Origin of the sequence: Pseudomonas sp. RIT288 (assembly GCF_000631985.1) — a bacterium.
Lineage (GTDB): Bacteria > Pseudomonadota > Gammaproteobacteria > Pseudomonadales > Pseudomonadaceae > Aquipseudomonas.
Window position 1 is genome coordinate 32,424 of record NZ_JFYN01000044.1, and the last position, 23,051, is coordinate 55,474.

A 23,051-nucleotide genomic window follows, 5' to 3' on the forward strand; every position below is an offset into this window, starting at 1 on the left:
GAGATTGTAAAGAATGGCTCGTTACATTGGTCCAAAATGCAAACTCGCTCGTCGCGAAGGCACCGATCTCTTCCTGAAGAGCGGCGTGCGCGCGATCGAATCGAAGTGCAACATTGAAGCAGCACCTGGTATCCACGGCCAACGCCGCGGCCGCCAGTCCGACTACGGCACCCAACTGCGTGAAAAGCAGAAGGTCCGTCGTATCTACGGCGTTCTCGAGCGTCAGTTCAGCGGCTACTACAAAGAAGCTGCTGGCAAGAAAGGTGCAACCGGTGAAAACCTGCTGCAACTGCTCGAATGCCGTCTGGACAACGTTGTATACCGTATGGGCTTTGGTTCGACTCGTGCCGAATCCCGTCAGCTGGTATCGCACAAGTCGATCAGCGTTAACGGTCAGACCGTAAACGTTCCGTCGTATCAGGTTCGTGCTGGTGACGTGGTCGCAGTTCGCGAGAAAGCAAAAAACCAACTTCGCATTGTCCAAGCTCTCGATCTGTGTGCCCAACGTGGCCGCGTAGAATGGGTAGAAGTAGACACTGAGAAGAAGTCGGGCGTTTTCAAGAACGTTCCTGCTCGCAGTGATCTGTCCGCCGACATCAACGAAAGCCTGATTGTCGAGCTCTACTCCAAGTAAGGGCTAGAAAATAGGTGCATCCATGCAGATTTCGGTAAATGAGTTCCTGACACCCCGCCACATTGATGTGCAGGTTGTCAGTCCAACCCGCGCCAAGATCACTCTCGAGCCTCTCGAGCGTGGTTTTGGCCACACCCTGGGCAACGCGCTGCGCCGCATCCTGTTGTCCTCAATGCCCGGCTGCGCAGTAGTCGAGGCCGAGATTGACGGTGTGCTCCACGAGTACAGCGCCATCGAAGGTGTACAGGAAGACGTAATTGAAATCCTGTTGAACCTTAAAGGTCTGGCCATCAAGCTGCACGGTCGTGACGAAGTTACGCTGACCTTGTCGAAGAAGGGTTCGGGGGTGGTTACCGCTGCCGATATTCAGCTGGATCATGATGTCGAGATCGTTAACCCCGATCACGTAATCGCTAACCTGGCGTCTAACGGCGCCCTGAACATGAAGCTCACCGTAGCTCGTGGTCGTGGTTATGAACCAGCCGACTCGCGTCAGAGCGATGAAGACGAAAGCCGCAGCATCGGTCGCTTGCAGCTCGACTCTTCGTTCAGCCCGGTTCGCCGTATCGCATACGTGGTGGAAAACGCCCGTGTTGAGCAGCGTACCAACCTGGACAAGCTGGTTATTGATCTGGAAACCAACGGTACTCTGGATCCTGAAGAGGCTATCCGCCGCGCTGCAACCATCCTGCAACAGCAGTTGGCTGCGTTCGTCGACCTCAAAGGTGACAGTGAGCCAGTGGTTGTCGAGCAGGAAGACGAGATCGATCCGATCCTGCTTCGCCCGGTTGACGATCTGGAACTGACTGTACGTTCGGCTAACTGCCTTAAGGCGGAAAACATCTACTACATCGGCGACCTGATTCAGCGTACCGAAGTAGAGCTGTTGAAGACTCCGAACCTGGGCAAGAAATCCTTGACTGAAATCAAGGACGTTCTGGCCTCCCGCGGTCTGTCCCTCGGCATGCGCCTCGACAACTGGCCGCCTGCAAGTCTTAAGAAGGACGACAAGGCGACTGCCTGATCGTCGTAATCACCGAACGTAGTGTTTGGTAAGGAATGAACCATGCGTCATCGTAAAAGTGGGCGTCACCTGAGCCGCACCAGCTCGCACCGCAAGGCCATGTTCCAGAACATGGCGGTGTCGTTGTTCGAGCACGAGCTGATCAAGACTACTCTGCCAAAAGCCAAAGAACTGCGCCGCGTTGCCGAGCCGCTGATCACTCTGGCCAAGACAGACAGCCTGGCTAACCGCCGTCTGGCTTTCGACCGTACTCGTTCGAAAGCTATCGTTGGTAAGCTCTTCAACGACCTGGGCAAGCGTTACGCTACCCGTGAGGGTGGCTACCTGCGCATCCTCAAGTGCGGTTTCCGCGCTGGCGACAACGCGCCTATGGCGTACGTCGAGTTGGTTGATCGTGCTACTGCTGGCGAAGCTGTATCCGCCGAGTAAGACGTCAGTCTGAAACGAAAAACCGGGCCTAGTGCCCGGTTTTTTGTGCCCGCAAGAAATGCGCTGTTCGTACAAGCTTCTGACATTGTTCTGTTGTCACTATGTGCCGGGAAGCATCATTAGTAATTATCTATCGGTGACTACAAGTTAATGAATTTGTAGGTGTCACATCGATGATCAATACTTCCCAGCAAGCCGATTAGCCGGCAGTTTCAAGACTGACAGAGGAAGAAGACCGTATGAGCCAGATCAAAACGCTTACGACCGCCAGTGGCGCACCTGTCGCTGATAACCAGAATTCTCGCTCCGCCGGCCCTCGTGGCCCGCTGCTGCTCGACGATTTTCATCTGATCGAAAAGCTTGCCCATTTCAACCGTGAAAACATTCCTGAGCGCCGTGTGCACGCAAAAGGCTCGGGTGCTTACGGTACGTTCACCGTGACCCGTGATATCACCGAATACACCAGCGCCAAACTGTTTGAGGCCGTCGGCAAACAAACCCCGACGTTCCTGCGCTTCTCCACTGTAGGCGGCGAACGTGGCTCGGCTGACACCGAACGTGATCCGCGTGGTTTCGCCCTCAAGTTCTACACCGAAGAAGGCAACTGGGACATCGTTGGCAACAACACCCCTGTGTTCTTCATTCGTGATCCGCTGAAGTTTCCCGACTTTATCCACACCCAGAAACGCCTGCCGCAGAGCAACCTGAAAAGCGCGCAAATGATGTGGGACTTCTGGTCGCATTCGCCTGAAGCGCTGCACCAGGTAACTATCCTGTTCTCGGATCGCGGCATCCCTGACGGCTACCGCCACATGCACGGCTTCGGTAGCCACACTTACAGCCTGATCAACGCACAAGGCGAGCGTCACTGGGTGAAATGGCACTACAAGACCCAGCAAGGGATCAAGAATCTCGCGCCGGCGGAAGCTGCTCGTCTGGCGGGTACCGATCCGGATTACGCCCAGCGCGACCTGTTCGAGGCGATCGAGCGTGGTGACTTCCCGAAATGGCGGGTATGCATCCAGATCATGACCGAGGCGCAAGCCGCAGCGCATTACGAAAATCCGTTCGATGTGACCAAGACCTGGTCGCAGAAGGAGTTCCCGCTGATCGAAGTCGGTGAGCTGGAGTTGAACCGTAACCCGCTGAACTACTTTGCTGAAGTTGAGCAAGCGGCGTTCGGTCCGAGCAACATGGTGCCGGGTGTCGGTCTGTCGCCGGATCGCATGCTGCAAGGCCGCGTCTTCGCCTATGCGGATGCGCACCGCTACCGTGTTGGCACCAACCACCAGCAGTTGCCGGTGAACGCTCCACGCAGCCCGGTGAACACTTACCAGCGCGATGGTTCGATGGCCTTCGGCAGCAATGGTGGTGCAGCGCCTAACTACGAACCGAACAGCTACATCGAATCGCCGAAGCAAGCGCCGCGCTACGCCGAGCCTGCGCTGGCCTTGAGCGGTGCTGCTGACCGTTACGATCATCGCGAAGACACCGATTACTACAGCCACGCCGGTGCGCTGTTCCGTCTGATGAGCGACGAGCAAAAAGCCTTGCTGGTCAGCAATATCGCCGGCGCCATGAACGGTGTTTCGCCTGATGTGGTGGACCGGCAGTTGCAGCATTTCTACAAGGCCGATCCGGCGTATGGAGAAGCAATCGCAAAGCTGCTCGACGTACAGCTGAACGAAGTCTAAACGAGAAGCAGAACCGCCCTCATTAGGGCGGTTTTTGCGTTATTTAGGCCGCTTTTCTCAGAATATCTTCGCTTTTATTGCGCAAGATGGGTGACCTTCCGGTCAGCTTGGTTCAAACTACAGACTTTCAAGCAGGGAGATGTAGGGCGATGCAAGGCCACCCAGACGTTATCGATTACCTCAACACGTTGCTGACCGGCGAACTGGCCGCGCGTGACCAATATTTTGTGCACTCGCGGATGTATGAGGACTGGGGTTTCACCAAGCTCTACGAACGAATCAACCACGAGATGGAAGAAGAGGCCGGTCACGCCGACGCACTGATGCGCCGGATCCTGATGCTCGAAGGCACGCCGCGCATGCGCCCGGACGATCTCGACGTCGGCACCACCGTGCCGGAGATGCTCGAAGCCGATCTGCGACTTGAGTACAAAGTCCGCGCTGCACTGTGCAAAGGCATCGAGCTGTGCGAGCAGCACAAGGATTACGTCAGTCGAGAGATCCTGCGGGTTCAGCTCAATGATACCGAAGAAGATCACACTTACTGGCTGGAAAAGCAGTTGGGCCTGATCAAACTCATCGGTCTCGAGAATTACCTGCAATCTCACACCTGATTGCCGGATACAAAAAAGCCCCTGTCACTTCATCAGTGACAGGGGCTTTTTCATGCCTGGAGATCAGGCCCGATCGCGAATCAACAACGGCTTGAGGTAATGACCAGTGTGAGACTGCTTCATCTCGGCCACTTCCTCAGGGGTGCCGGTGGCAATGATCTGCCCACCCTTGGAGCCGCCCTCCGGCCCCAGGTCCACCAGCCAGTCGGCAGTCTTGATCACGTCCAGGTTGTGCTCGATCACCACCACGGTATTGCCGTGGTCGCGCAAGCGGTGCAACACGTCGAGCAGTTGCTGGATATCCGCGAAGTGCAGGCCAGTGGTCGGCTCGTCGAGGATGTACAGGGTCTTGCCGGTGTCACGCTTGGACAGCTCGCGTGACAGTTTGACCCGCTGCGCTTCACCACCTGAGAGTGTGGTCGCGGACTGCCCGAGTTTGATGTACGACAGGCCCACATCCATCAACGTCTGCAGTTTGCGCGCCAGCGCCGGTACCGCGTCGAAGAACTCCCGTGCCTCCTCGATGGTCATCTCGAGGGTTTCATGGATGCTCTTGCCCTTGTATTTGATCTCAAGGGTTTCGCGGTTGTAGCGCTTGCTCTTGCACACGTCGCACGGCACGTAGATGTCCGGCAGGAAGTGCATTTCGACCTTGATCAGACCGTCACCCTGGCACGCCTCGCAGCGCCCGCCCTTGACGTTGAACGAGAACCGCCCCGGGCCGTAACCACGGGAGCGCGACTCGGGCACGCCGGCGAACAGTTCGCGGATCGGCGTGAACAGCCCGGTGTAGGTCGCCGGGTTGGAGCGCGGCGTACGGCCGATCGGGCTCTGATCGATATCGACGACCTTGTCGAGATGTTCCAGCCCCTTGATGCTGTCGTGCGCCGCTGCTTCCAGCGTGGTCGCACCATTGAGTGCAGTAGCGCTCAACGGGAACAGCGTGTTGTTGATCAGCGTCGACTTGCCGGAGCCGGAAACACCGGTCACGCAGGTCAGCAGGCCGATCGGGATTTCCAGATCGACGTTGCGCAAGTTGTTGCCGCGTGCGCCTTTGAGCGACAGCGTCAGCTTCTTGTTGCGCGGCGTGCGTTTGGCCGGCACTTCGATCTTCACCCGGCCCGACAGATATTTGCCGGTCAGCGAATCCGGATGTGCCATCACTTCGGCCGGCGTACCTTCAGCCACGATCTGCCCGCCGTGCACCCCGGCGCCAGGCCCGATATCCACCACATAGTCGGCCAGACGAATCGCGTCTTCATCGTGCTCGACCACGATCACCGTGTTGCCGATGTCGCGCAAGTGCTTGAGGGTGCCGAGCAAGCGGTCGTTATCGCGCTGATGCAGGCCAATGGACGGCTCGTCGAGGATGTACAGCACCCCGACCAGACCGGCGCCGATCTGGCTGGCCAGGCGAATGCGCTGCGCCTCGCCACCGGACAGGGTGTCAGCACTGCGATCCAGCGACAGGTAATCGAGGCCGACATTGACCAGGAATTGCAGACGCTCGCGGATTTCCTTGAGGATCTTGTCGGCGATCTCGCCACGCCGGCCGGTCATCTTCAGCTCGCCGAAGTACTCGCAGGCATCGCCGATCGGCAGGTTGGTCACTGCCGGCAGGGTTTTCTCGCCCACCCACACGTGCCGCGCTTCACGTCGCAGACGGGTGCCACGGCAATCCGGGCAGGCCTGAGTGCTGAGGAACTTGGCCAGTTCTTCGCGCACGCTGGCCGATTCGGTTTCGCGGTAGCGACGCTCAAGGTTAGGCACGATGCCTTCGAACGGGTGCGAACGTTTGACGATGTCGCCGCGGTCGTTGAGGTACTTGAAGTCGACATTCTGTGAGCCGCTGCCGTGCAGGATTTGCTTCTGCTGTTCGGCGGTCAGCTCGTTGAATGGTTTCTCCAGGCTGAACTTATAATGCGACGCCAGTGAGCCGAGCATCTGGAAGTAATAGACGTTGCGCCGGTCCCAGCCACGGATCGCGCCCTCGGCCAGGGTCAGTTCACCATTGACCAGGCGCTTGATGTCGAAGAACTGTTTCACGCCCAGGCCATCGCAGGTCGGGCAGGCGCCGGCCGGGTTGTTGAAGGAGAACAGCTTCGGTTCCAGTTCGCTGATCGCGTGGCCGCAAATCGGGCAGGCGAAGCGCGCGGAGAAGATCATCTCTTCACCCGGCTCATCGTCCATCGGCGCAACCAGGGCAATGCCGTCCGCCAGCTTCAGTGCGGTTTCGAACGATTCGGCCAAGCGCTGCTGCAGGTCGGCACGGACCTTGAAACGGTCAACGATCACATCGATCGAGTGCTTCTTCTGCTTGTCCAGTTTTGGCAACTCGTCGAGTTCGCAGATCCGCCCGTTGACCCGGGCGCGGACGAAGCCTTGGGCGCGCAATTCTTCAAACACTGACAGGTGCTCGCCCTTGCGCTCGCGGATCACCGGCGCCAGCAACATCAGCTTGCTGCCTTCCGGTTGCGCCAACACCAGGTCGACCATCTGGCTGACGGTCTGCGCTTCCAGCGGAATGTCGTGATCCGGGCAGCGCGGCGTACCGACGCGTGCATACAGCAGACGCAGGTAATCGTAGATTTCGGTGATGGTGCCGACCGTGGAGCGCGGGTTGTGCGAGGTCGACTTCTGTTCGATGGAGATGGCCGGCGACAAACCTTCAATGGTGTCGACGTCGGGCTTTTCCATCATCGACAGGAACTGTCGGGCGTAGGCCGACAGGGATTCGACATAGCGGCGCTGACCTTCGGCGTACAGCGTGTCGAAGGCCAGGGAAGACTTGCCGGATCCGGACAGGCCGGTGATGACGATCAGTTTGTCCCGTGGCAGGGTCAGGTCGATGTTCTTCAGGTTGTGGGTACGGGCCCCACGTATCAGGATCTTGTCCAAAGTGGCCTCGCTCGGCGGGCGTCGAAAACGTAGGAGTATACGGGCAAATACTGGATGGATGCACACTATCAAACGAAGGGTTTTTACCTTGCATGAAGAGAGTTTCATCTATACGCGTCATAGCGTCGCGATATACCCCGTCTTTCGATGGGACTGGTAGAATCGCCGCCGGTTCACACGAGGTTTTTCCATGCACGATCCCCACAGCGAACGCATGAGTGGCAGCGAGACCCGCGCAGCGAGCGGTCTGGCCCTGGTGTTCGCCTTCCGTATGCTTGGCATGTTCATGGTGTTGCCGGTACTGGCGACCTACGGCATGGACCTGGCGGGAGCGACCCCGGCCCTGATCGGGCTGGCGATTGGCGCTTACGGCCTGACCCAGGCGATTTTCCAGATTCCGTTCGGGATCATTTCCGACCGTATTGGCCGGCGTCCGGTGATTTTCCTCGGGCTGGTGGTCTTCGCCCTCGGCAGTGTGCTGGCGGCTCAGGCCGATTCGATCTGGGGCGTGATTGCCGGACGCATTCTGCAGGGCGCCGGGGCGATTTCCGCGGCGGTCATGGCACTGCTTTCCGACCTGACCCGTGAACAACACCGCACCAAAGCCATGGCCATGATCGGCATGACCATCGGTCTGTCGTTCGCCGTGGCCATGGTGGTCGGGCCGTTGCTGACCCGCGCGTTCGGCCTGTCCGGGCTGTTCCTCGCCACTGGCGGCATGGCCCTGTTCGGGATCGTCATCGTGATGTTCATGGTGCCGAAATCCACCGGGCCGTTGAGCCATCGTGAGTCCGGCGTGGCGCGTCAGGCCTTGATGCCGACGCTCAAACATCCGGATCTGCTGCGCCTGGACCTAGGCATTTTCGTGCTGCACGCGATGCTGATGTCGAGCTTCGTCGCACTGCCGCTGGCGCTGGTGGAAAAGGCCGGTTTGCCCAAGGAGCAGCACTGGTGGGTTTACCTGACCGCGCTGCTGATTTCTTTCTTCGCCATGATCCCGTTCATCATCTACGGCGAGAAGAAACGCAAAATGAAACGAATTTTGCTCGGCGCCGTCCTGACGCTGATGCTCACTGAGCTATTCTTCTGGCAGTTCGGTGACAGCTTGCGGGCGCTGGTGATCGGCACGGTGGTATTCTTCACCGCGTTCAATCTGCTGGAGGCTTCGTTGCCGTCGCTGATCAGCAAGGTTTCACCGGCAGGCGGGAAGGGCACGGCCATGGGCGTGTATTCCACCAGCCAGTTCCTCGGTTCGGCACTCGGCGGGATACTCGGTGGCTGGCTGTTTCAGCATGGCGGTCTGTCGGTTGTGTTCCTTGGATGTGCCGGTCTGGCTGCCATCTGGCTGGCCTTTGCTGTTACCATGCGCGAACCTCCCTATGTGACGAGCCTGCGCTTGCCGTTGTCGCCCGAGGCGATCCGCGAAGCGGGTCTGGTCGAGCGCCTCAAGGCCCTCGTAGGGGTAACAGATGCAGTGATAGTTGCTGATGAAGCGGCTGTTTACATCAAACTGGACAAAGAATTAGTGGATCGCGACACCCTCGAACGCCTGGTGAACAACCCGGCCGGGGCTGCTTGCGAAGCCTAGGAGAACGTTATGGCCCGTGGGGTTAACAAAGTCATATTGGTCGGCACTTGCGGCCAGGATCCCGAAGTTCGCTACCTGCCTAACGGTAACGCCGTGACCAACCTGAGTCTGGCAACCAGCGAACAGTGGACCGACAAGCAAACCGGTCAGAAGGTCGAGAAGACCGAATGGCACCGTGTTTCGATGTTCGGCAAGGTTGCGGAAATCGCCGGCGAATACCTGCGTAAAGGTTCGCAGGTGTACATCGAAGGCAAGCTGCAGACCCGCGAGTGGGAAAAAGACGGTATCAAGCGTTACACCACCGAAATCGTGGTCGACATGCAAGGCACCATGCAACTGCTCGGCGGCCGTCCACAACAGGGCGACCAACAAGGCGGTGGCAACAACTATCAGCAGCAGGCGCCACGTCAACAGGCTCCGCGTCCGCAGCAGTCGGCTCCGCAACAGCGTCCAGCCCCGGCTCCACAGCAGGCTGCACCGCAACCGGCTCCGGATTTCGACAGCTTCGATGACGACATTCCGTTCTGATTCGTTGCTGCATCTGCGTTGAATAAAAAGGCCCGTCGTTCAAAACGACGGGCCTTTTTTGTGGTGCGTAATTTTACGGTCATCACCCGTAGGAGCTGCCGAAGGCTGCGATCTCTTGATCTTTTAAATCAAAAGATCGCAGCGTGCCGCTCCTCCTACAAGGGGCGGTGTCTCAGTCGAGGATCAGGTGCGGCAGAAACCGGCTTGAATCCTTGGTGATCAGACTGTTGTCTTCCCGCACGCCGATCCCCGCCGCCTGATCTCCAATCACCCACGAGCCGATCAGCGTGTAGCTGTTGTCGAACTTCGGCAATGGCGCAAACTCCTGCAGGATGAACGGCGCGTCGGTATAGGGCCCGTCCTCTTTGACGATCAGACCCTCTGCCGTTTGCAGCTCGATATTGGCGCCTTCGCGGGAGAAGTACGGTTTGCGTACCCAGCCCTTGGGCACTGCACTGGCCGGATTCGGATCAAGATGCGCCGCGAGCAGATTCGGATGGCCCTTGTGCAGTTCCCACAGCAGCGGCAGTGCACCTTTGTTCGACAGGATCGATTTCCACGCCGGTTCAAAGAACTGCGTATCGCTTTCGGCGATTGCTGCACCGAACGGCTCGTGGAAGATGAACTCCCAGGCGTGCAGTTTGAACAGGTGTGGGATCCAGCGATCCTGCAGATCGACGAAGCGACCTTCGGCGGTCAGGCCAATGTCTTCGATGTCGATGTGCCGGGATTCGATGCCGACCTTTTCCGCGATCAGGCGCAGGTAATCGGTGGTGCCCTTGTCTTCGACCGAGTCTTTCATCGAAGCAAAGTAGAACGGCCGCTTGAGCTGCAACTCGGCAAACGCTTGATGCAGCCTGGTGTCGATGCTGTTGAACTGATCGGCGTGGCGCGGCAGCATTCCGCGCTCGATGCACTGCTCCAGCCAGCCCCACTGAAACGCTGCCGCCTCATAGAGGCTGGTCGGGGTGTCGTAGTTGAGTTCCAGCAACTTGGCGGGGCCGTTACCGCTGTAGGAAAAGTCCATGCGCCCGTACAGATGCGGATGACCTTCCAGCCAGGAAGTACGAATCATGTCGTAGTACGGTGTCGGGATGCTCAGGCGATCCAGCAGCTCTTCGCTGTGCACCACCCGGTCGACCAGGTCCATGCACATCTCGTGCAGTTCGGTGGTCGGATCCTCCAGATCATTTTCAATCTGCGCGAGCGTGAACTGGTAGTAGGCGCTTTCGTCCCAGTATGGCTCGTCGTCGATGGTGTGGAACAGAAAACCGAGGCTTTCGGCAGTCTGTTTCCAGTCAGGGCGCTCGGCGCAGTGGATCTTCTTCATGGTCAGCTGCTCGAACTGCCCCAGCCGCCCCAACCACTGCGGGCGGAAGACTGGCTGCCGAAACCGCCGCGGGACGTCGACGAAGCGACGTTGACCGGTTTGCTTCGGGAGCTGTCGTAGCGGGTGTCGGTACGGGGAGCCGGCGCCGATTCGATTTTGCGGTACTGCGTCGAAGTGTTGTAGGTCTGGCGCGTATCGCGATCGCGATAGACCGTGCGATTGGCGTTGTTGCTCATCGCATTGCCGATCAGCCAGCCAGAGAGCCAGCCATTGCCGCCGCCACCACCGGAGGCGTGCGAAGTGCTTTGCACGTTCTGCGCGGCAGCCGTGTCGCCGGCAGGCATCTGCGCATTGGCAATCGCATTCAGGTCCTGCGGCGCGTCAGCGTTCTGCGGCACCTTGAAACCGCTGAGCTTCGGCACGAAGCGACCGTCGGAGTTTTTTTGGCACCAGTCGGCAGCAAAGTCTGCGTCGCACTTGGCCTTGTCGTCGTAGGCCGGTGCAATGCGTCGGTGTTCGGTGAGTGCCGCGACGTAGGCGTTCGAGCAGACGTCGGCCGCGACCGAGGCATCGACGCACTGTTCGACCGTTTGAAAGCGTTGCGGGTCCAGCGCTGCCGCTTCGCCGGAAATGGCCATGGCCACCGAGGCGGCGAGGGACAGTTGAACGTACTTGCTGCGTTTCATCGAAGGCTTCCTGCCGATCAGTTGGACGGGGTCATGCACGCGGCATTGAGCATGCCGACGCTGATGGCCACCGCGGCCACGTAGATACCCGAGGCGATTTCACCGTTGGCGATACGCTGCGACGTGCCCTTGAGCACCAGCCCCGTGGCGAGGAAGGCCAGCAGTTGCACCACGGCTGCAATCACGGCCCACAGCACGAAATCGAGAACGTTGACCGAAAACGCGATCACATTGCTGGCCGGAATCGCGAAGCCGATGATCGCACCCGCCAGGGCAATGGCGGCGGCGATGTTGCCGGAGCGGATCAGTTCGAACTCTTTATGTGGCGTGATGCGGGTGTAGACGAACTGGAACAGCATGAACAGCAGCACGGCGCCGATCAGGTAGACGACGAAACCGACCAGTGCGGTCTTGTTCAGGGAAACGGCCAGCACTTCCAGCATGGAAAACTTCCTTTTTCAAATGGTGCTCAAATCAGTCGTGTACAGCGAAATGCCCAGCGAGGTGCTCAAGCTGACGGTGCCTTCCTCATCCTGTTCGACGGAGAACAGCAGCAGTTCGCGGCGATCGGTCAGGCCGGTCTCGCGGGCGTAGAGCATCGAGTGGTGCTCGATGGTGTAGGACTCGTCAGGGTTGACCACGTGTTCGGTCAGCGGCACCAGTTCGGTCTGGCCTTGCTCGGTACCCCATTCACGGCTGTACTGGATGCCGTCATGGGTGTAGCTCGGCAGGCCGATCGGGCTTGCGGGGCCGGCGAGGCGCTGCAGTTCGGCGTCACTGTTGACGGTCACGTAACTGAGGTAGTTGAACAGGGTGACCGACTCGATCTGATCGTCACCGGTGACGTGGATCTGTACCCAGAAGTCCTCGTTGTTGAGGTAGTAGCGATGCAGCTTGTTGGATTGACCGAGATCGATCCAGCCGGCGCTCCAGATTGCCTCTGCAGCCGGAACCTGTACCGAGGTGCTGCCATCGAGCAGCAAGGCCAGAGTCGAATCGAACCGCACGCCTTTGCCTTGTGCCATTCCGAGTGGGCCGCCGGCCACTGGAGCGGGCGCGGCAGACTGCCAATTGCTGGTGCCCAGCAAGTCTTTGAACCATCCCATGGGTACATTCCTTGAGGCGGGTGGAGGTGTTCGTCGTAAAAAGCGCCGCTAGTGTACCGGGCCGGGCGACGAACGAGCAGGCAAAATGCAAATGTTGTGGATGCAAAAAACTGTAGGAGCTGCCGCAGGCTGCGATCTTTTGATCTGCATTCAAGATCAAAAGATCGCAGCCTGCGGCAGCTCCTACAGGAGAGCGATTTTACTGCGCGGACTTCTGCTTCAGACGCTCAAGGATCGCATTGGCGCTGCCTTCGTTCGGCGTGATGCCGGCGTCGCGCAGTTTGCGGTCCAGGTCGTTACCGGTCGAAGCGTCAGCCAGCTCATCGGCGGCGCTCAGCTCGGCAGCGCGTTGCTGCTGCTTGGCCTGCAGACGGTTCAAGGTGCCGACGGCGGTTTCCAGCTTGCCGTTGGCGCCGCCGCTGGCGATGGACGCGCTGACCTGCGCCTTCTGCACGCTTTCCCGGGCCTTGGCCATGTCCACCTGCTGGCGCAGGCTCTTGATCCGCGACTCAGCCTTGCTGATGTCCTTGCGCATGTTTTCGGCGTAGGTGCCGAACTCATCGCTCTGGGCTTTCTCGGCGGTCAGGTCGTTGGTCAGGGTCGAAATCGCTTCGGCCACTTCCATGGCCAGGTCTTCACGACCGGCGTTCAGCGCGGAAACCGCCTTGGCTTCCAGATCCTTGATCTTGGCGTCGTACTCGCTCACGCGGTCAGCGGCCAGTTTGTGCTTGGCCATGATGGTGACCAGCTCACGGCGGGCATTCGACAGCGCGGTGTCGGCGTCGCGGATTTCCTGGTCGAGGATGCGCAGGGCCTGTTGGTCGACGATCGCTTCGCCGACTTCATTGGCGCCGCCGCGCAGAGCGGTGAACAACTTGCTCCAGATGGACTGAGTCATTGGATATTCCCTGTTGATTACTTGAAGAAGTGTTCGAAGGCTTCGCTCGCGCGCTGCACGTTGTCGACCAGGGTTTTCACCTCGGTGACGACGTTGGTCAGGCTCGAGTCGGCGCTGAGGGCGCCAAACATGTTGTAAACGGTCTGGCCGTTAGGCATCGACTCGATACCGATCGACGACAGCGGGAACATTTCCCGGCTGCGCAGCACGGCGTCGTTGAAGGCGCGCACGTCAGTAATCGAATCGATATCCACCAGCACGGTGTCGACGATGATCTGCTGACCGGCCACGGCGATGTGAATCGGCAGACCGCCGAATTCGTTCATTTCCAGCCTGATGCTGGGTTCGGAGCTCTGGATCAGAGACAGCGTGATCTCATGCGAAGCCACCTCGTCCAGTGCCTTGAGGGCGTTGAAGAGGCTATCGATGTTCCAGTTGTTGCCTGCGCTCATGTAATTCTCCGACATGAATGAGCCAGCCAGAATCGGTTGGCGTAGCTGTTGCTCCATCTGCTTGAGCAAGCTTCGGTTTTCCGGAAGCACCCAAGTTTCGTGTTTCACATAACCGGCGGCAGCCAGGCCCGCGCGCATCTGCTTCATGTAGAAGCTCGACGGTTTTTTCGCGGACGGTTTCGAGCGCTCTCCCTTTGGGCTCTCTGACGCAACAGTGGGGGAGCGGCTTTTCATGGCAATGATTCCGTTATGAACATCTCACGCGTGAGCCACACTACAACCAATTCAAAGTGCCATCAATGGCTCACGCGTGAGATTTTTATGACAGCCGAAAAAGCGCCCGCAGCGTGGCGGGCGCAAGTTTTTACCAAGTGTGTCTGATCTCTCAGTGGCTGAGGAACTCGTCGGCTGACACCACGCTGGCGTAAGCAAAACCCAGTGCCGACATGAATGCCGCGTGCACCTGGGCAGCAGGCACCGTGACGCCGTTGAACTCCAGGTCGCGGCTGGCGCAGGCGTCATGAATCACCGTGACGCCGTAGCCCAGATCCGCCGCCGCACGGGTGATGCCGTCGATGCACATGTGGCTCATGCTGCCGACGATCACCAGATCCTTGATGCCTTGTTGATCGAGGATCGATTGCAACTCGGTTTCGCGGAAAGAATTGACGAAATGCTTGAGCACCACCGGTTCGTCGTTGCGGTTGAGCACTTTCGGGTGCAACTTGGCGCCCTCCGAACCCGGGACGAAGAAAGGGGCGTCCGCCGAGGTGAACTCATGGCGGATATGCACCACCGCATCACCGGCTTCGCGGAACGCGGCGATCAGCCGGGCGGCGTTGTCGGCGGCGGCGTCGACGCTCACCAGCGGCCACTTGCCTTGAGGGAAGTAGTCGTTCTGGATATCAACTACGATGAGCGCTTGTCTGGTCATGGGTGTGTCCTCGATGCATGGGCTGGAAGTGGCTTCAGTATTGACGCTGGCCGGCGATTCGAGGATTGGCCGGACCGACAATAAGCAGGGGAAAACTGACATGGGTGCAGAAACAGCCGCCGTGGAACTGGGCGTACTGATTTACCCGGGGGCGCAACTGGCGGCGGTGCACGGTTTGACCGACCTGTTCGCGGTCGCTAACCGGATTGCTGCCGAGCATCAAAGCGCGCAGTTGCCGGTGCTGCGGGTCAGTCATTGGCAATGCGATGCCGAGCAGGCGCCGCAGCGGGTCTACGACAGCCAGCCGGGCAACGACAGTGCTTTGTTGGCGGTGCTGATTCCGCCGTCCATCGGTGGTTTTTCTGCGTCCCGTGTGCCTGCCGCGTTGCTGCAGTGGTTGCGCGAGCAGCATGCCGGCGGCGCGACCCTCGGCGGTGTCTGCGTTGGTTCGTTGCTGCTGGCCGAAAGCGGCCTGCTCGACGGTCGCAGTGCCACCACGCACTGGACTTCGGCCAAGGCGTTTGCCGAGTGTTATCCGAACATCCGGCTCAAGGCGGACACGCCGATTGTCGATGACGGCGACCTGATCACCACCGCTGGGCTGATGGCCTGGTCGGAGCTGGGTTTGCGTCTGGTTGATCGTCTGCTCGGGCCAGGCATCGCCAGCGGCACCGCACGGTTTCTGGTGATGGAGCACAGCGACAGCGCCAGTGCCTGCGGGAGCAATTTTGCGCCGATCCTCAGTCATGGCGATGCGTCGATTCTCAAGGTGCAACATTGGCTGCAAAGCACCGGCGCCACCGATGTGTCGCTCGGCGGGATGGCCGAACGCGCGGGGCTGGAAGAGCGCACATTTCTACGCCGATTTCGCGCTGCGACCGGATTGAAACCGACCGAGTATTGCCAGCATCTGCGGGTAGGCAAAGCGCGGGAACTGCTGGAGTTCACCAATGGCACCATCGACCACATTGCGTGGACGGTGGGCTATCAGGATCCGGGAGCGTTTCGCGCGCTCTTCAAGAAAATCACCGGGCTGGCGCCGAGTGATTATCGGGCGCGGTTTGGTAGCATGTAGCGACTCATGGGACGTTGAACGTTGATAAACGACCTGCCTTGGCCGTCTGCAATGAGCTGATCGGCTTTTGATTCAAGTTAAATCAACAAGGACGTAAATGAACGATTCTCTGGACCAAAATCCGCGCGGTTCCGCTGGCGGCGCTGCTAGTACTGTTGGAGCGGTCTATGCCGGTTCAGTCGCTGCATGGTGTGCAGTTCAGCTCTTGCTCGGCAAGGGTGCGTCGCTTCCCTGGAAGTTAAGCGACGACCACAGCCTTGCATCGATTGCATGCGAAAGCTCGACCCATGTCGATGATCTGGTGTTGCAGCTCTTGCCTGAGGGCACTGTTTACATTCAGATCAAACATGGTCTGAAGTTTGGGCCGGAGTTCGACAAAGCCATGGCCCAATTGGTCCGACAGTTCTGGAGCAGCAGTTTTTCCTGCGCGAAAGATCGGTTGGTGATCGCTACCGACCAGTCAGCCTCAGATACGGTCAGGGTGGCAGTACGCAATGTTTTGCGCGCATGTCACGATTTGGCGACTGATGCCGCGCTGGAAGACAGGGCTACCAGTGAAGTCATGAAAAAGGCTTTCAGGCGGCTCAAGAAGTGTTTCGAATATGAGTCGGCGGTACTGCAGAAGTCCGCGCATGACATCACCCGTCGGTTCCGCGACTTTTTGGGCTGCACCCACCTCAGTATTTTTGAAACACTGGATGGGTGCCAGGAACACCAGGCGATAGAAAGTCTGCGCCAAGTCGTCAAACCGCAGCAGGCTCGGCAAACATGGACGTTGTTGAATTCAACGTGCCTGGATGTTGCAACCCTCAGACAGTCCCTCGATCGCCCGGGATTCTGGGGCATTCTTCGACGCTCCCAGATCGAGGTGTCTCATCGCCGCCTGTTGTTAGCGGGCGAGCATGTACAGCTTGAAGATGTCCTCAGAGGAATGACCAGGCAGCGGGTCGACCAACTGATAGCGTTGCGGCAATTCGATGAAAACCTCTACGTGGCGCGCGCAGTGCTCGATCAGCATTTCGAGGCATTCTGCGAATCGGCCGACAGTTTGATGGTGATCAGTGGCGGTTCCGGCCAAGGGAAAAGCTGTTGGTGTGCATACCGTAGCAAGTCGAGCCTGGATCGACCGACATTGCTCGTTGCGGCAGAAAACCTTGAAGCCAGCGATGCGAGTCTGAATGCAACGCTGATTCGACTTCTCAATCAACATATTCAAGCGCACGGCGGCTACCCACTGCCTCTGTTCGAGCTCACTGAGTGGCTTAAAAACACAAACATTCTGGTGATGATCGATGGCCTGGATCGCGCGCCTTCGTTCAGTCAGAGTCTGAGCCCTTGGATGGACGCCACGCTGGCGCAACTGAAGCAGTCGAAGCTGCAGGTCGTATTGACCGGACGCCCGGAAACCATGGTGCGCTTGAGATCCACTCTGGAAATGTCGCCGCAGGTTTATCGTCCGAAGAAGGATGTCTGGCAGGTCCAGCTCGAGGATTTTACTGGCAAGGAGGCCAGTATCGCTGCCGACCGTCTAGGTGATCCTGCGCTGGCTCAATATTCCCATCCGAGCATGATGTCCTTCTGCGCACAGATTCAGGAGCACGGTGACGTATTGCTGTCGGAGGTGCAGATTGTTGAACGGTTCATCCAGTGGCGGATCAGTCAGGTGAATATCCGCGCTGACATCCTCGATGAACACCTGAGTTTGTTTATCGAGCTTTTGTCGAAAGCGCTGGCGACCTCAGAGCAGGGCGTGCTGAGCAGCAATGAGGTGCTCGCTATGCCCGGCTTCGACAGACAGGCCTATGACGCACTGAGGCGCGGAAATTTTATTGTCGAGGCGCACGGTGTACTCCGTGTCGAACCGGACAAAATTTCCGAGCGTCTCCAAGGCCGGTATCTGGATGCAGTACAAACCATTACAGATCTGGACCAGGTAAAGGCCTTCCCGTTGAAAATGGGAGCATTGCGTTTTGCGTTGCTCGATCTGGCGATGCGCGATGAACGACAGGCCATCGAGCAATTGAAGCGACTGGTCGACCATTCGAAGAGCTTACGCATGCAGATGGCCCTTGGTCTGGCCTGCACATTGTTTGAAGCATTGCCTGACTGGAGCTCGCTGGAGCCTTTGGCAAGCGAGTTGGGCAAAGCCTCTGGGGACAACAATGTGCTGATGTATCTCGGCTCCGGCGGTGCCTTGATTGATCTGTTGGGATCCAGGCGCTGGAGGGGTGAGCAAAGACTTCGGCTGCTCTGGACACTGGCTCCTACGGAGTCAGGGTTTGACTGGCGGCAGAAGCATTGGGAGTACCCCTCCCGGTTTTCGAATTTTCATGTAACCCCTTGGCGCAAGCGAATGTTGGCAGTCTTGCAGGAACCCGACGTCGATGCCTGGAACTTTCTGGTGGAGCGATTCGATTCACAGGAGCCTTTTGAAGATTGCAATGAAGCGAATATGGGCCACCTCGCTCAAGGCTTGTTCTTCCTCGGCGCTGAAACTCGAATGTGGCCGGCGCTGCAAGCATTGGCACATTGCACAAACCGCCAACAACTGCTGATGCTGCAGATGCTGGCCAGGAACTACAGCGATCAAGTGGCGGTTTTGATGGAGCAGATTCTGTCTTCCGGCCTTTTCAGTCTGGACGAAAAGTACGAGTTGGCTGTTGGTCTGCAAGCGAACCTGCCTACACCTGCAATCATGGCCGCATTCAACCAATTGCTGGCTGACAGCGAAGACCCCGAGTTGCAAGCAGTTTGCCTGCGTGGGCTGGGATGTGGTGGCGATATCGCTGCAGTGCTGAAGTTGATCAATAGCCCAAGCGTGTGTGATTCCGATGTTGCCGTGTGCATGAGTTACTCCGGCGAGCAGTTTCAAGTGTTCGCCAAGCGGATTTTTGAAAGGGTTTGGCGGCGCGAAGTCACTGCACACGTATTGAACGGCTTTCTATATGGGGTGGGTAACCATGATCAAGCGCTGGCCCACTTCAAAATACTGGAACCGCTCTTCATGAAGGCTCTGCGGCAGATACCCGAAGCAGGGATCTCAGTAGCTCCAATTATTGAAATCTTCATCCGCATGGCTATTGACCATCCCGAGAAATGGCAGGGACTGTTTGAGCTGACCGAGGTTATCTTGTCCTCGACGGATGAGCGCGCCCGCAGGTTCATTGTGTATGCCTGTACAGCAGAGGAAAGCAATGCGCAAAGCGTGGAAGGTCTATGCCTGCGAGCCAGGATCATTCAGACGTTGATAGAGCGAGAAACCGATCGCGAGAATCTTGAACTGCTTCAGTTCAAGCTTCTGACCGTTCTTATCGATAACCCGACACTGCCGCAATGGCTGGCGGGGTTGATCGGAAAATTTCCTGACATGCCCAGCAAACGTACGGTGATCATCGCCGAAGCTAAAGGAATCGACGCGCAAAGGCTTGAGCAACTCGTGAGCAATGCACGATCCTTCGTCGCGACCTCCTGCCCTGTAAACGCTGTAGGTGTGGTTGACTAACGGGGACGGTCGACTAGTCTGATGCTGGCAGATTGACGCTATTGTCAATGCCCCTACGCATCCAAGGACGAACCCATGTCGACCATTCCCTTTGCCAGGTTTTTCAGGGCGGCAGCGTTGTCGGCTGTCAGCACGGCATTGATTGTCGGGTGTGCAGTGCCTACTGGAAAGGCACATCTGTATCGGGCCAAGAACGCTGCCAATGGCGACAACTCTGCTCAGGAATTGATCAACATCTATGATCCGTCCACCCGAGACACTGCGATAAAAAAAGCCGTGAAGGACAGTCTGGCGCAACAGGACGTCTTCGCTATTTATCTCACCGATGGGTACTTCAAATACCTGCGTGATTACGACGGTGTAAACGAAGTGGTGGTGGTCGCAGAGTTTACGGAAGTGAATTCTGGAACAAAAACCGACACGGTAAGCAAAGTCCTGGGGCCGTATCTGGGAGTCGCTGATCAGTCGGGAACGCCCTTTGTCGGAAAATTGCTATACGGACCGAAGAAGCTCGAGTCAGATCACGTCAATGTGCGTTTGACTGTTCTCGAGTATGACCAGGGCGAGAACGCCAACTCGGCGGCCTTTCTTGACTTCATCAGCTCCGCCAGCCAGACACTTTCCTTGGCAAACCCGGTCACGGCAGCGGAAATCACCTTTGCCAGGGAAGTCGCCAAAAGCCTGCTGAGCCTGAACAAGGATGATGTCGTCATGCAGATCGATTTCGATCTGGTGGGTGATACCGGTCAGGTGGGTCAAGGCAACTTTATTCCGCTGGCGCCTGGCAACTATGTCTTGATCAATCAGGAACGTTGCTCACTTGGGAACTGCTTTGGTTATTTGACCCATGATGGTCACTCTTACAATCCGGTGGCATGGGCCGGTGATGCAGTGCTCGCGATTCCTGTTGCCTTGCGCCGAGGGCTGACCGACACCCCGGACCAGGATGCCTTGAGTCCGATCAATCCGGAAAACATCAAACACTACAATCAGCAGGTCGTCAGTGAGACTGGCGGCAAGACCAATATTTTTACCGACAAGACCTGGCTAAGCTTTTCCGTGGTCAAGGGAGGCGATGCGGCTCTCTGGGAAAAACGTCGTTTACTGGCGACGGCCGAAGAGGCCATTCAGAACCTGAACAAGAAAAGCTCGGTGAGCGGACTTGAGAGCTCCGACTATAAGTTGGCGAAGGACGCGCTGGACGCAGCCCGGGCCAAGGAGTTGCAAAGCCGCGCTGCGCTGTCGTTCGTTTTACCAGTCAACGACAAAGGCGAGTTCGCGCCGACGATCACCACTGACCGGTATTGCCTGGCGCATCCAGCGACAGTGAAAGTCAGTAACGCGCAGTTTTATCGCTTGAGCGAAAATGCCTTTCCGAAGGAAATCGTTGCTCCAGATATTCAGAAAGTTGCCTTGGGTACGCCCAACAACACATGTTTTACGGTTGATCCGAAAAAAATAACGGCGGGTCAGTACCAGATGGTCGCGATTTATGGCACGGGTAGTGGCAATCAAGTGCAGACGCTTTCCTACACGGTGATTGACCCGGCTGCAAAACCACCAGCACCGGCGGCACCGGTTGCCGCGAAGGCACCTGGCAACACTGTTCCTTGATCGAATTCGTGCAAAATGCCGGGCAAATAAGCCCAGTCGTGCAAAATCTACAAGGCGTGATGCCATTATCTTTTGAGCAAGCAACTGATTTCATGACGTTTTCATTCTGATACTGCTTGGCCTGATCTCTGCACCGCTTACCGCTGAATCCATTGAGTCGCTGGAAGGGGGACGCATGACCCCGACACCCCGCAGAAAAATCGTCGTCGCACACTCGGTGCGCACTGATGCGCCGCAACACGAAGTGCAGACCAACAAGGCGCTGGCCCGTTGGCTGGCGCAAATTCTCGGGCTCAAATTTGCTGGCAGCTACGACCCGGAAAAACACCGCGGTCGTGACCTGTACTGGCTGCCCACGCAAACCATTGTCGGCGCCAGACAGGCGCAGGCCCTGGGCATCAAAAGCGCGGACGATTTGTGGGGCGGATTCGTCGAACACGATTTCATCTGCACCAAAGCCATCAGCCACGGCCTGCGTAGTCATCTGGCCCACGCGCCGCAGGGCTGGGCGCCGCTGTTTTCTGAGCGCGTGCGCGATGTGGTGCTCGACGGCTTGACGGTGTTTGCCGTGGAAGACGCGCGACCCGCTGCCGAACATCTGCTGTACAGCGGGCCGATCCGCCTGAAGCCGATTCACGCCTGCGCCGGTCGCGGCCAGGAAGTTATCAACAGCCTCGACGCGTTCGATGAAGTGCTCGCCCGTGCGGAGGCTGCCGAGCTGTTCCGCGATGGCGTGGTGCTGGAGCAGGACTTGAGCAAGGTTTTCACCCACAGCGTCGGCCAGTCATTCATCGGCGACAAAGTGCTGAGCTACTGCGGTGATCAATACTTGACCCAGGATGCTCACGGTGAAGACGTCTACGGCGGTTCGAATCTGTTGGTGGTGCAGGGCGGTTACGCCGATCTGCTGGCGCTGGACTTGCCGGACGATGTGCGGCTGGCCATCGAGCAGGCGCAGATTTTTGACCGGGCGGCAGACGAGGCCTACCCGGGGTTCTACGCCTCACGCCGCAATTACGACATCGCTCAGGGCCTGGACAGCAATGGCAACCCCCGCAGCGGGGTACTCGAACAATCCTGGCGCATGGGCGGTGCCAGCGGCGCGGAACTGGCCGCGCTGCAAAGCTTCGTCAATGATCCGCAGATGCCCGCGATCCGCGTGTCGACGGTGGAGACCTACACCGATCAGACCCTGCCGGCCGATGCCATCGAAATCTATCGCGGGCCGGCAGAGAACAGCGACTTCCTTCTCAAATACGTAACGGTCAAATCCTATGACGGCTAGAAGCGAAAGCATTCAGATCGACATTGATGACGAACAGATGAGCGGGACGTTTCTCAGTCCAAAATCGAAAGTCCCCGGCGTGTTGTTTGTGCACGGTTGGGGCGGTAGCCAGGAACGTGATCTTGAGCGCGCCAAGGGCATCGCCGGTCTCGGTTGTGTATGCCTGACCTTCGACCTGCGCGGGCACACCGGTGGCACCGGCATTCCGCTGACGCGGGTGACGCGCGAAGACAACCTGCGTGACCTGCTCGCAGCCTACGACCGCCTGCTCGCGCACCCGGCGCTCGACACCTCGGCGATTGCGGTGGTCGGCACCAGTTATGGCGGTTACCTCGCTTCGATCCTCACTTCGTTGCGTCCGGTGCGCTGGCTGGCGCTGCGAGTGCCGGCGCTGTATCGCGACGAGCAATGGCACACGCCCAAGCGCGAACTGGACAAGGCCGATCTGCGCGACTATCGGGCGACGTTGGTGCGGGCCGACAGTAACCGTGCGCTGCACGCCTGTTCGCAGTTCACCGGGGATGTGTTGCTGGTGGAATCGGAAACCGACGACTACGTGCCCCACGCGACGATCATGAGTTACCGCGCCGCCTGTCAGCAGACGCATTCGCTGACGCACCGGATTATCGACGGCGCCGACCATGCCTTGAGCGAGCCGGTTTCGCAGCAGGCCTATACCTCGATTCTGGTGGACTGGATTACCGAGATGGTGGTCGGTGAGCGGTTGAGCATTATTCAGGCAACATAATCTTTGGCGCCC

20 protein-coding genes are annotated in these 23,051 nt (G+C 58.3%); 12 read left to right on the forward strand and 8 right to left on the reverse strand.

Annotated elements, in window-relative coordinates; genetic code table 11:
• Positions 1-13 precede the first annotated feature (13 nt).
• From rpsD to bfr, 5 genes are all read left to right on the forward strand, one after another.
• Positions 14-634, forward strand: a complete 621-nt coding sequence (gene rpsD, locus BW33_RS26910) for a 30S ribosomal protein S4 (RefSeq protein WP_003176404.1) — start codon at positions 14-16, stop codon at positions 632-634.
• A gap of 22 nt (positions 635-656) precedes the next feature.
• On the forward strand, positions 657-1,658 hold the full coding sequence (locus tag BW33_RS26915; RefSeq protein WP_003186012.1) for a DNA-directed RNA polymerase subunit alpha: 1,002 nt from the start codon (positions 657-659) through the stop codon (positions 1,656-1,658).
• Between the two features lie 42 nt (positions 1,659-1,700).
• Positions 1,701-2,087, forward strand: a complete 387-nt coding sequence (gene rplQ, locus BW33_RS26920) for a 50S ribosomal protein L17 (protein ID WP_003176402.1) — start codon at positions 1,701-1,703, stop codon at positions 2,085-2,087.
• A 239-nt stretch (positions 2,088-2,326) separates the two neighbouring features.
• A complete protein-coding gene (locus tag BW33_RS26925) occupies positions 2,327-3,781 on the forward strand; it encodes a catalase (protein ID WP_047602476.1) in 1,455 nt (484 codons plus the stop codon).
• Between the two features lie 149 nt (positions 3,782-3,930).
• Positions 3,931-4,395, forward strand: coding sequence for a bacterioferritin (gene bfr / locus BW33_RS26930; RefSeq protein ID WP_003228714.1), 465 nt, complete (start codon positions 3,931-3,933; stop codon positions 4,393-4,395).
• Positions 4,396-4,458: 63 nt separating this feature from the next.
• Here bfr and uvrA read toward each other — a convergent pair whose 3' ends face one another.
• A complete protein-coding gene (uvrA, locus tag BW33_RS26935; RefSeq protein WP_027614251.1) occupies positions 4,459-7,293 on the reverse strand; it encodes an excinuclease ABC subunit UvrA in 2,835 nt (944 codons plus the stop codon).
• A 190-nt stretch (positions 7,294-7,483) separates the two neighbouring features.
• On the opposite strand from uvrA, the gene BW33_RS26940 reads away from it, so the two are divergent.
• Together BW33_RS26940 and BW33_RS26945 are read left to right on the forward strand one after the other, a co-directional pair.
• Complete coding sequence (locus BW33_RS26940) at positions 7,484-8,881, forward strand: MFS transporter (protein ID WP_027614250.1); 1,398 nt, start codon at positions 7,484-7,486, stop codon at positions 8,879-8,881.
• Between the two features lie 9 nt (positions 8,882-8,890).
• On the forward strand, positions 8,891-9,409 hold the full coding sequence (locus tag BW33_RS26945; RefSeq protein ID WP_007966163.1) for a single-stranded DNA-binding protein: 519 nt from the start codon (positions 8,891-8,893) through the stop codon (positions 9,407-9,409).
• A gap of 172 nt (positions 9,410-9,581) precedes the next feature.
• Here BW33_RS26945 and BW33_RS26950 read toward each other — a convergent pair whose 3' ends face one another.
• From BW33_RS26950 to BW33_RS26980, 7 genes are all read right to left on the reverse strand, one after another.
• A complete protein-coding gene (locus BW33_RS26950; RefSeq protein WP_047602478.1) occupies positions 9,582-10,739 on the reverse strand; it encodes a glutathionylspermidine synthase family protein in 1,158 nt (385 codons plus the stop codon).
• A gap of 2 nt (positions 10,740-10,741) precedes the next feature.
• Positions 10,742-11,425 carry a DUF1190 domain-containing protein gene (locus tag BW33_RS26955; RefSeq protein ID WP_047602480.1) on the reverse strand — a complete coding sequence of 228 codons (684 nt, stop codon included), beginning with the start codon at positions 11,423-11,425 and terminating at the stop codon, positions 10,742-10,744.
• 17 nt (positions 11,426-11,442) lie between these two features.
• Positions 11,443-11,868: a DUF350 domain-containing protein gene (locus tag BW33_RS26960; RefSeq protein ID WP_027614247.1), complete on the reverse strand. Its 426-nt coding sequence runs from the start codon at positions 11,866-11,868 to the stop codon at positions 11,443-11,445.
• A 15-nt stretch (positions 11,869-11,883) separates the two neighbouring features.
• Entirely contained in the window at positions 11,884-12,531 is a 648-nt protein-coding gene (locus BW33_RS26965; protein WP_047602481.1) for a DUF2491 family protein, read from the reverse strand.
• Positions 12,532-12,730: 199 nt separating this feature from the next.
• Complete coding sequence (locus BW33_RS26970; RefSeq protein WP_047602483.1) at positions 12,731-13,429, reverse strand: PspA/IM30 family protein; 699 nt, start codon at positions 13,427-13,429, stop codon at positions 12,731-12,733.
• 17 nt (positions 13,430-13,446) lie between these two features.
• On the reverse strand, positions 13,447-14,115 hold the full coding sequence (locus tag BW33_RS26975; protein ID WP_047602485.1) for a YjfI family protein: 669 nt from the start codon (positions 14,113-14,115) through the stop codon (positions 13,447-13,449).
• Positions 14,116-14,266: 151 nt separating this feature from the next.
• A complete protein-coding gene (locus BW33_RS26980) occupies positions 14,267-14,815 on the reverse strand; it encodes a cysteine hydrolase family protein (RefSeq protein ID WP_047602486.1) in 549 nt (182 codons plus the stop codon).
• A gap of 100 nt (positions 14,816-14,915) precedes the next feature.
• Between BW33_RS26980 and BW33_RS26985 the strand changes: the two genes are divergently transcribed.
• The 5 genes from BW33_RS26985 (at position 14,916) to BW33_RS27005 (ending at position 23,039) form a co-directional block, all read left to right on the forward strand.
• Positions 14,916-15,890, forward strand: a complete 975-nt coding sequence (locus BW33_RS26985; RefSeq protein ID WP_047602637.1) for a GlxA family transcriptional regulator — start codon at positions 14,916-14,918, stop codon at positions 15,888-15,890.
• 97 nt (positions 15,891-15,987) lie between these two features.
• Complete coding sequence (locus tag BW33_RS26990) at positions 15,988-19,392, forward strand: hypothetical protein (RefSeq protein ID WP_047602488.1); 3,405 nt, start codon at positions 15,988-15,990, stop codon at positions 19,390-19,392.
• 75 nt (positions 19,393-19,467) lie between these two features.
• Positions 19,468-21,006 (forward strand): hypothetical protein, encoded by a 1,539-nt coding sequence (locus BW33_RS26995; protein WP_052032771.1) that lies wholly within the window; start codon positions 19,468-19,470, stop codon positions 21,004-21,006.
• 175 nt (positions 21,007-21,181) lie between these two features.
• Positions 21,182-22,291 carry a DUF3182 family protein gene (locus BW33_RS27000; protein WP_047602489.1) on the forward strand — a complete coding sequence of 370 codons (1,110 nt, stop codon included), beginning with the start codon at positions 21,182-21,184 and terminating at the stop codon, positions 22,289-22,291.
• The gene (locus tag BW33_RS27005) at positions 22,281-23,039 is read left to right on the forward strand and encodes an alpha/beta hydrolase family protein (RefSeq protein ID WP_047602490.1); all 759 of its coding nucleotides are present in this window, start codon (positions 22,281-22,283) and stop codon (positions 23,037-23,039) included. Before BW33_RS27000 ends, BW33_RS27005 begins: the two co-directional genes overlap by 11 nt.
• Positions 23,040-23,051 lie beyond the last annotated feature (12 nt).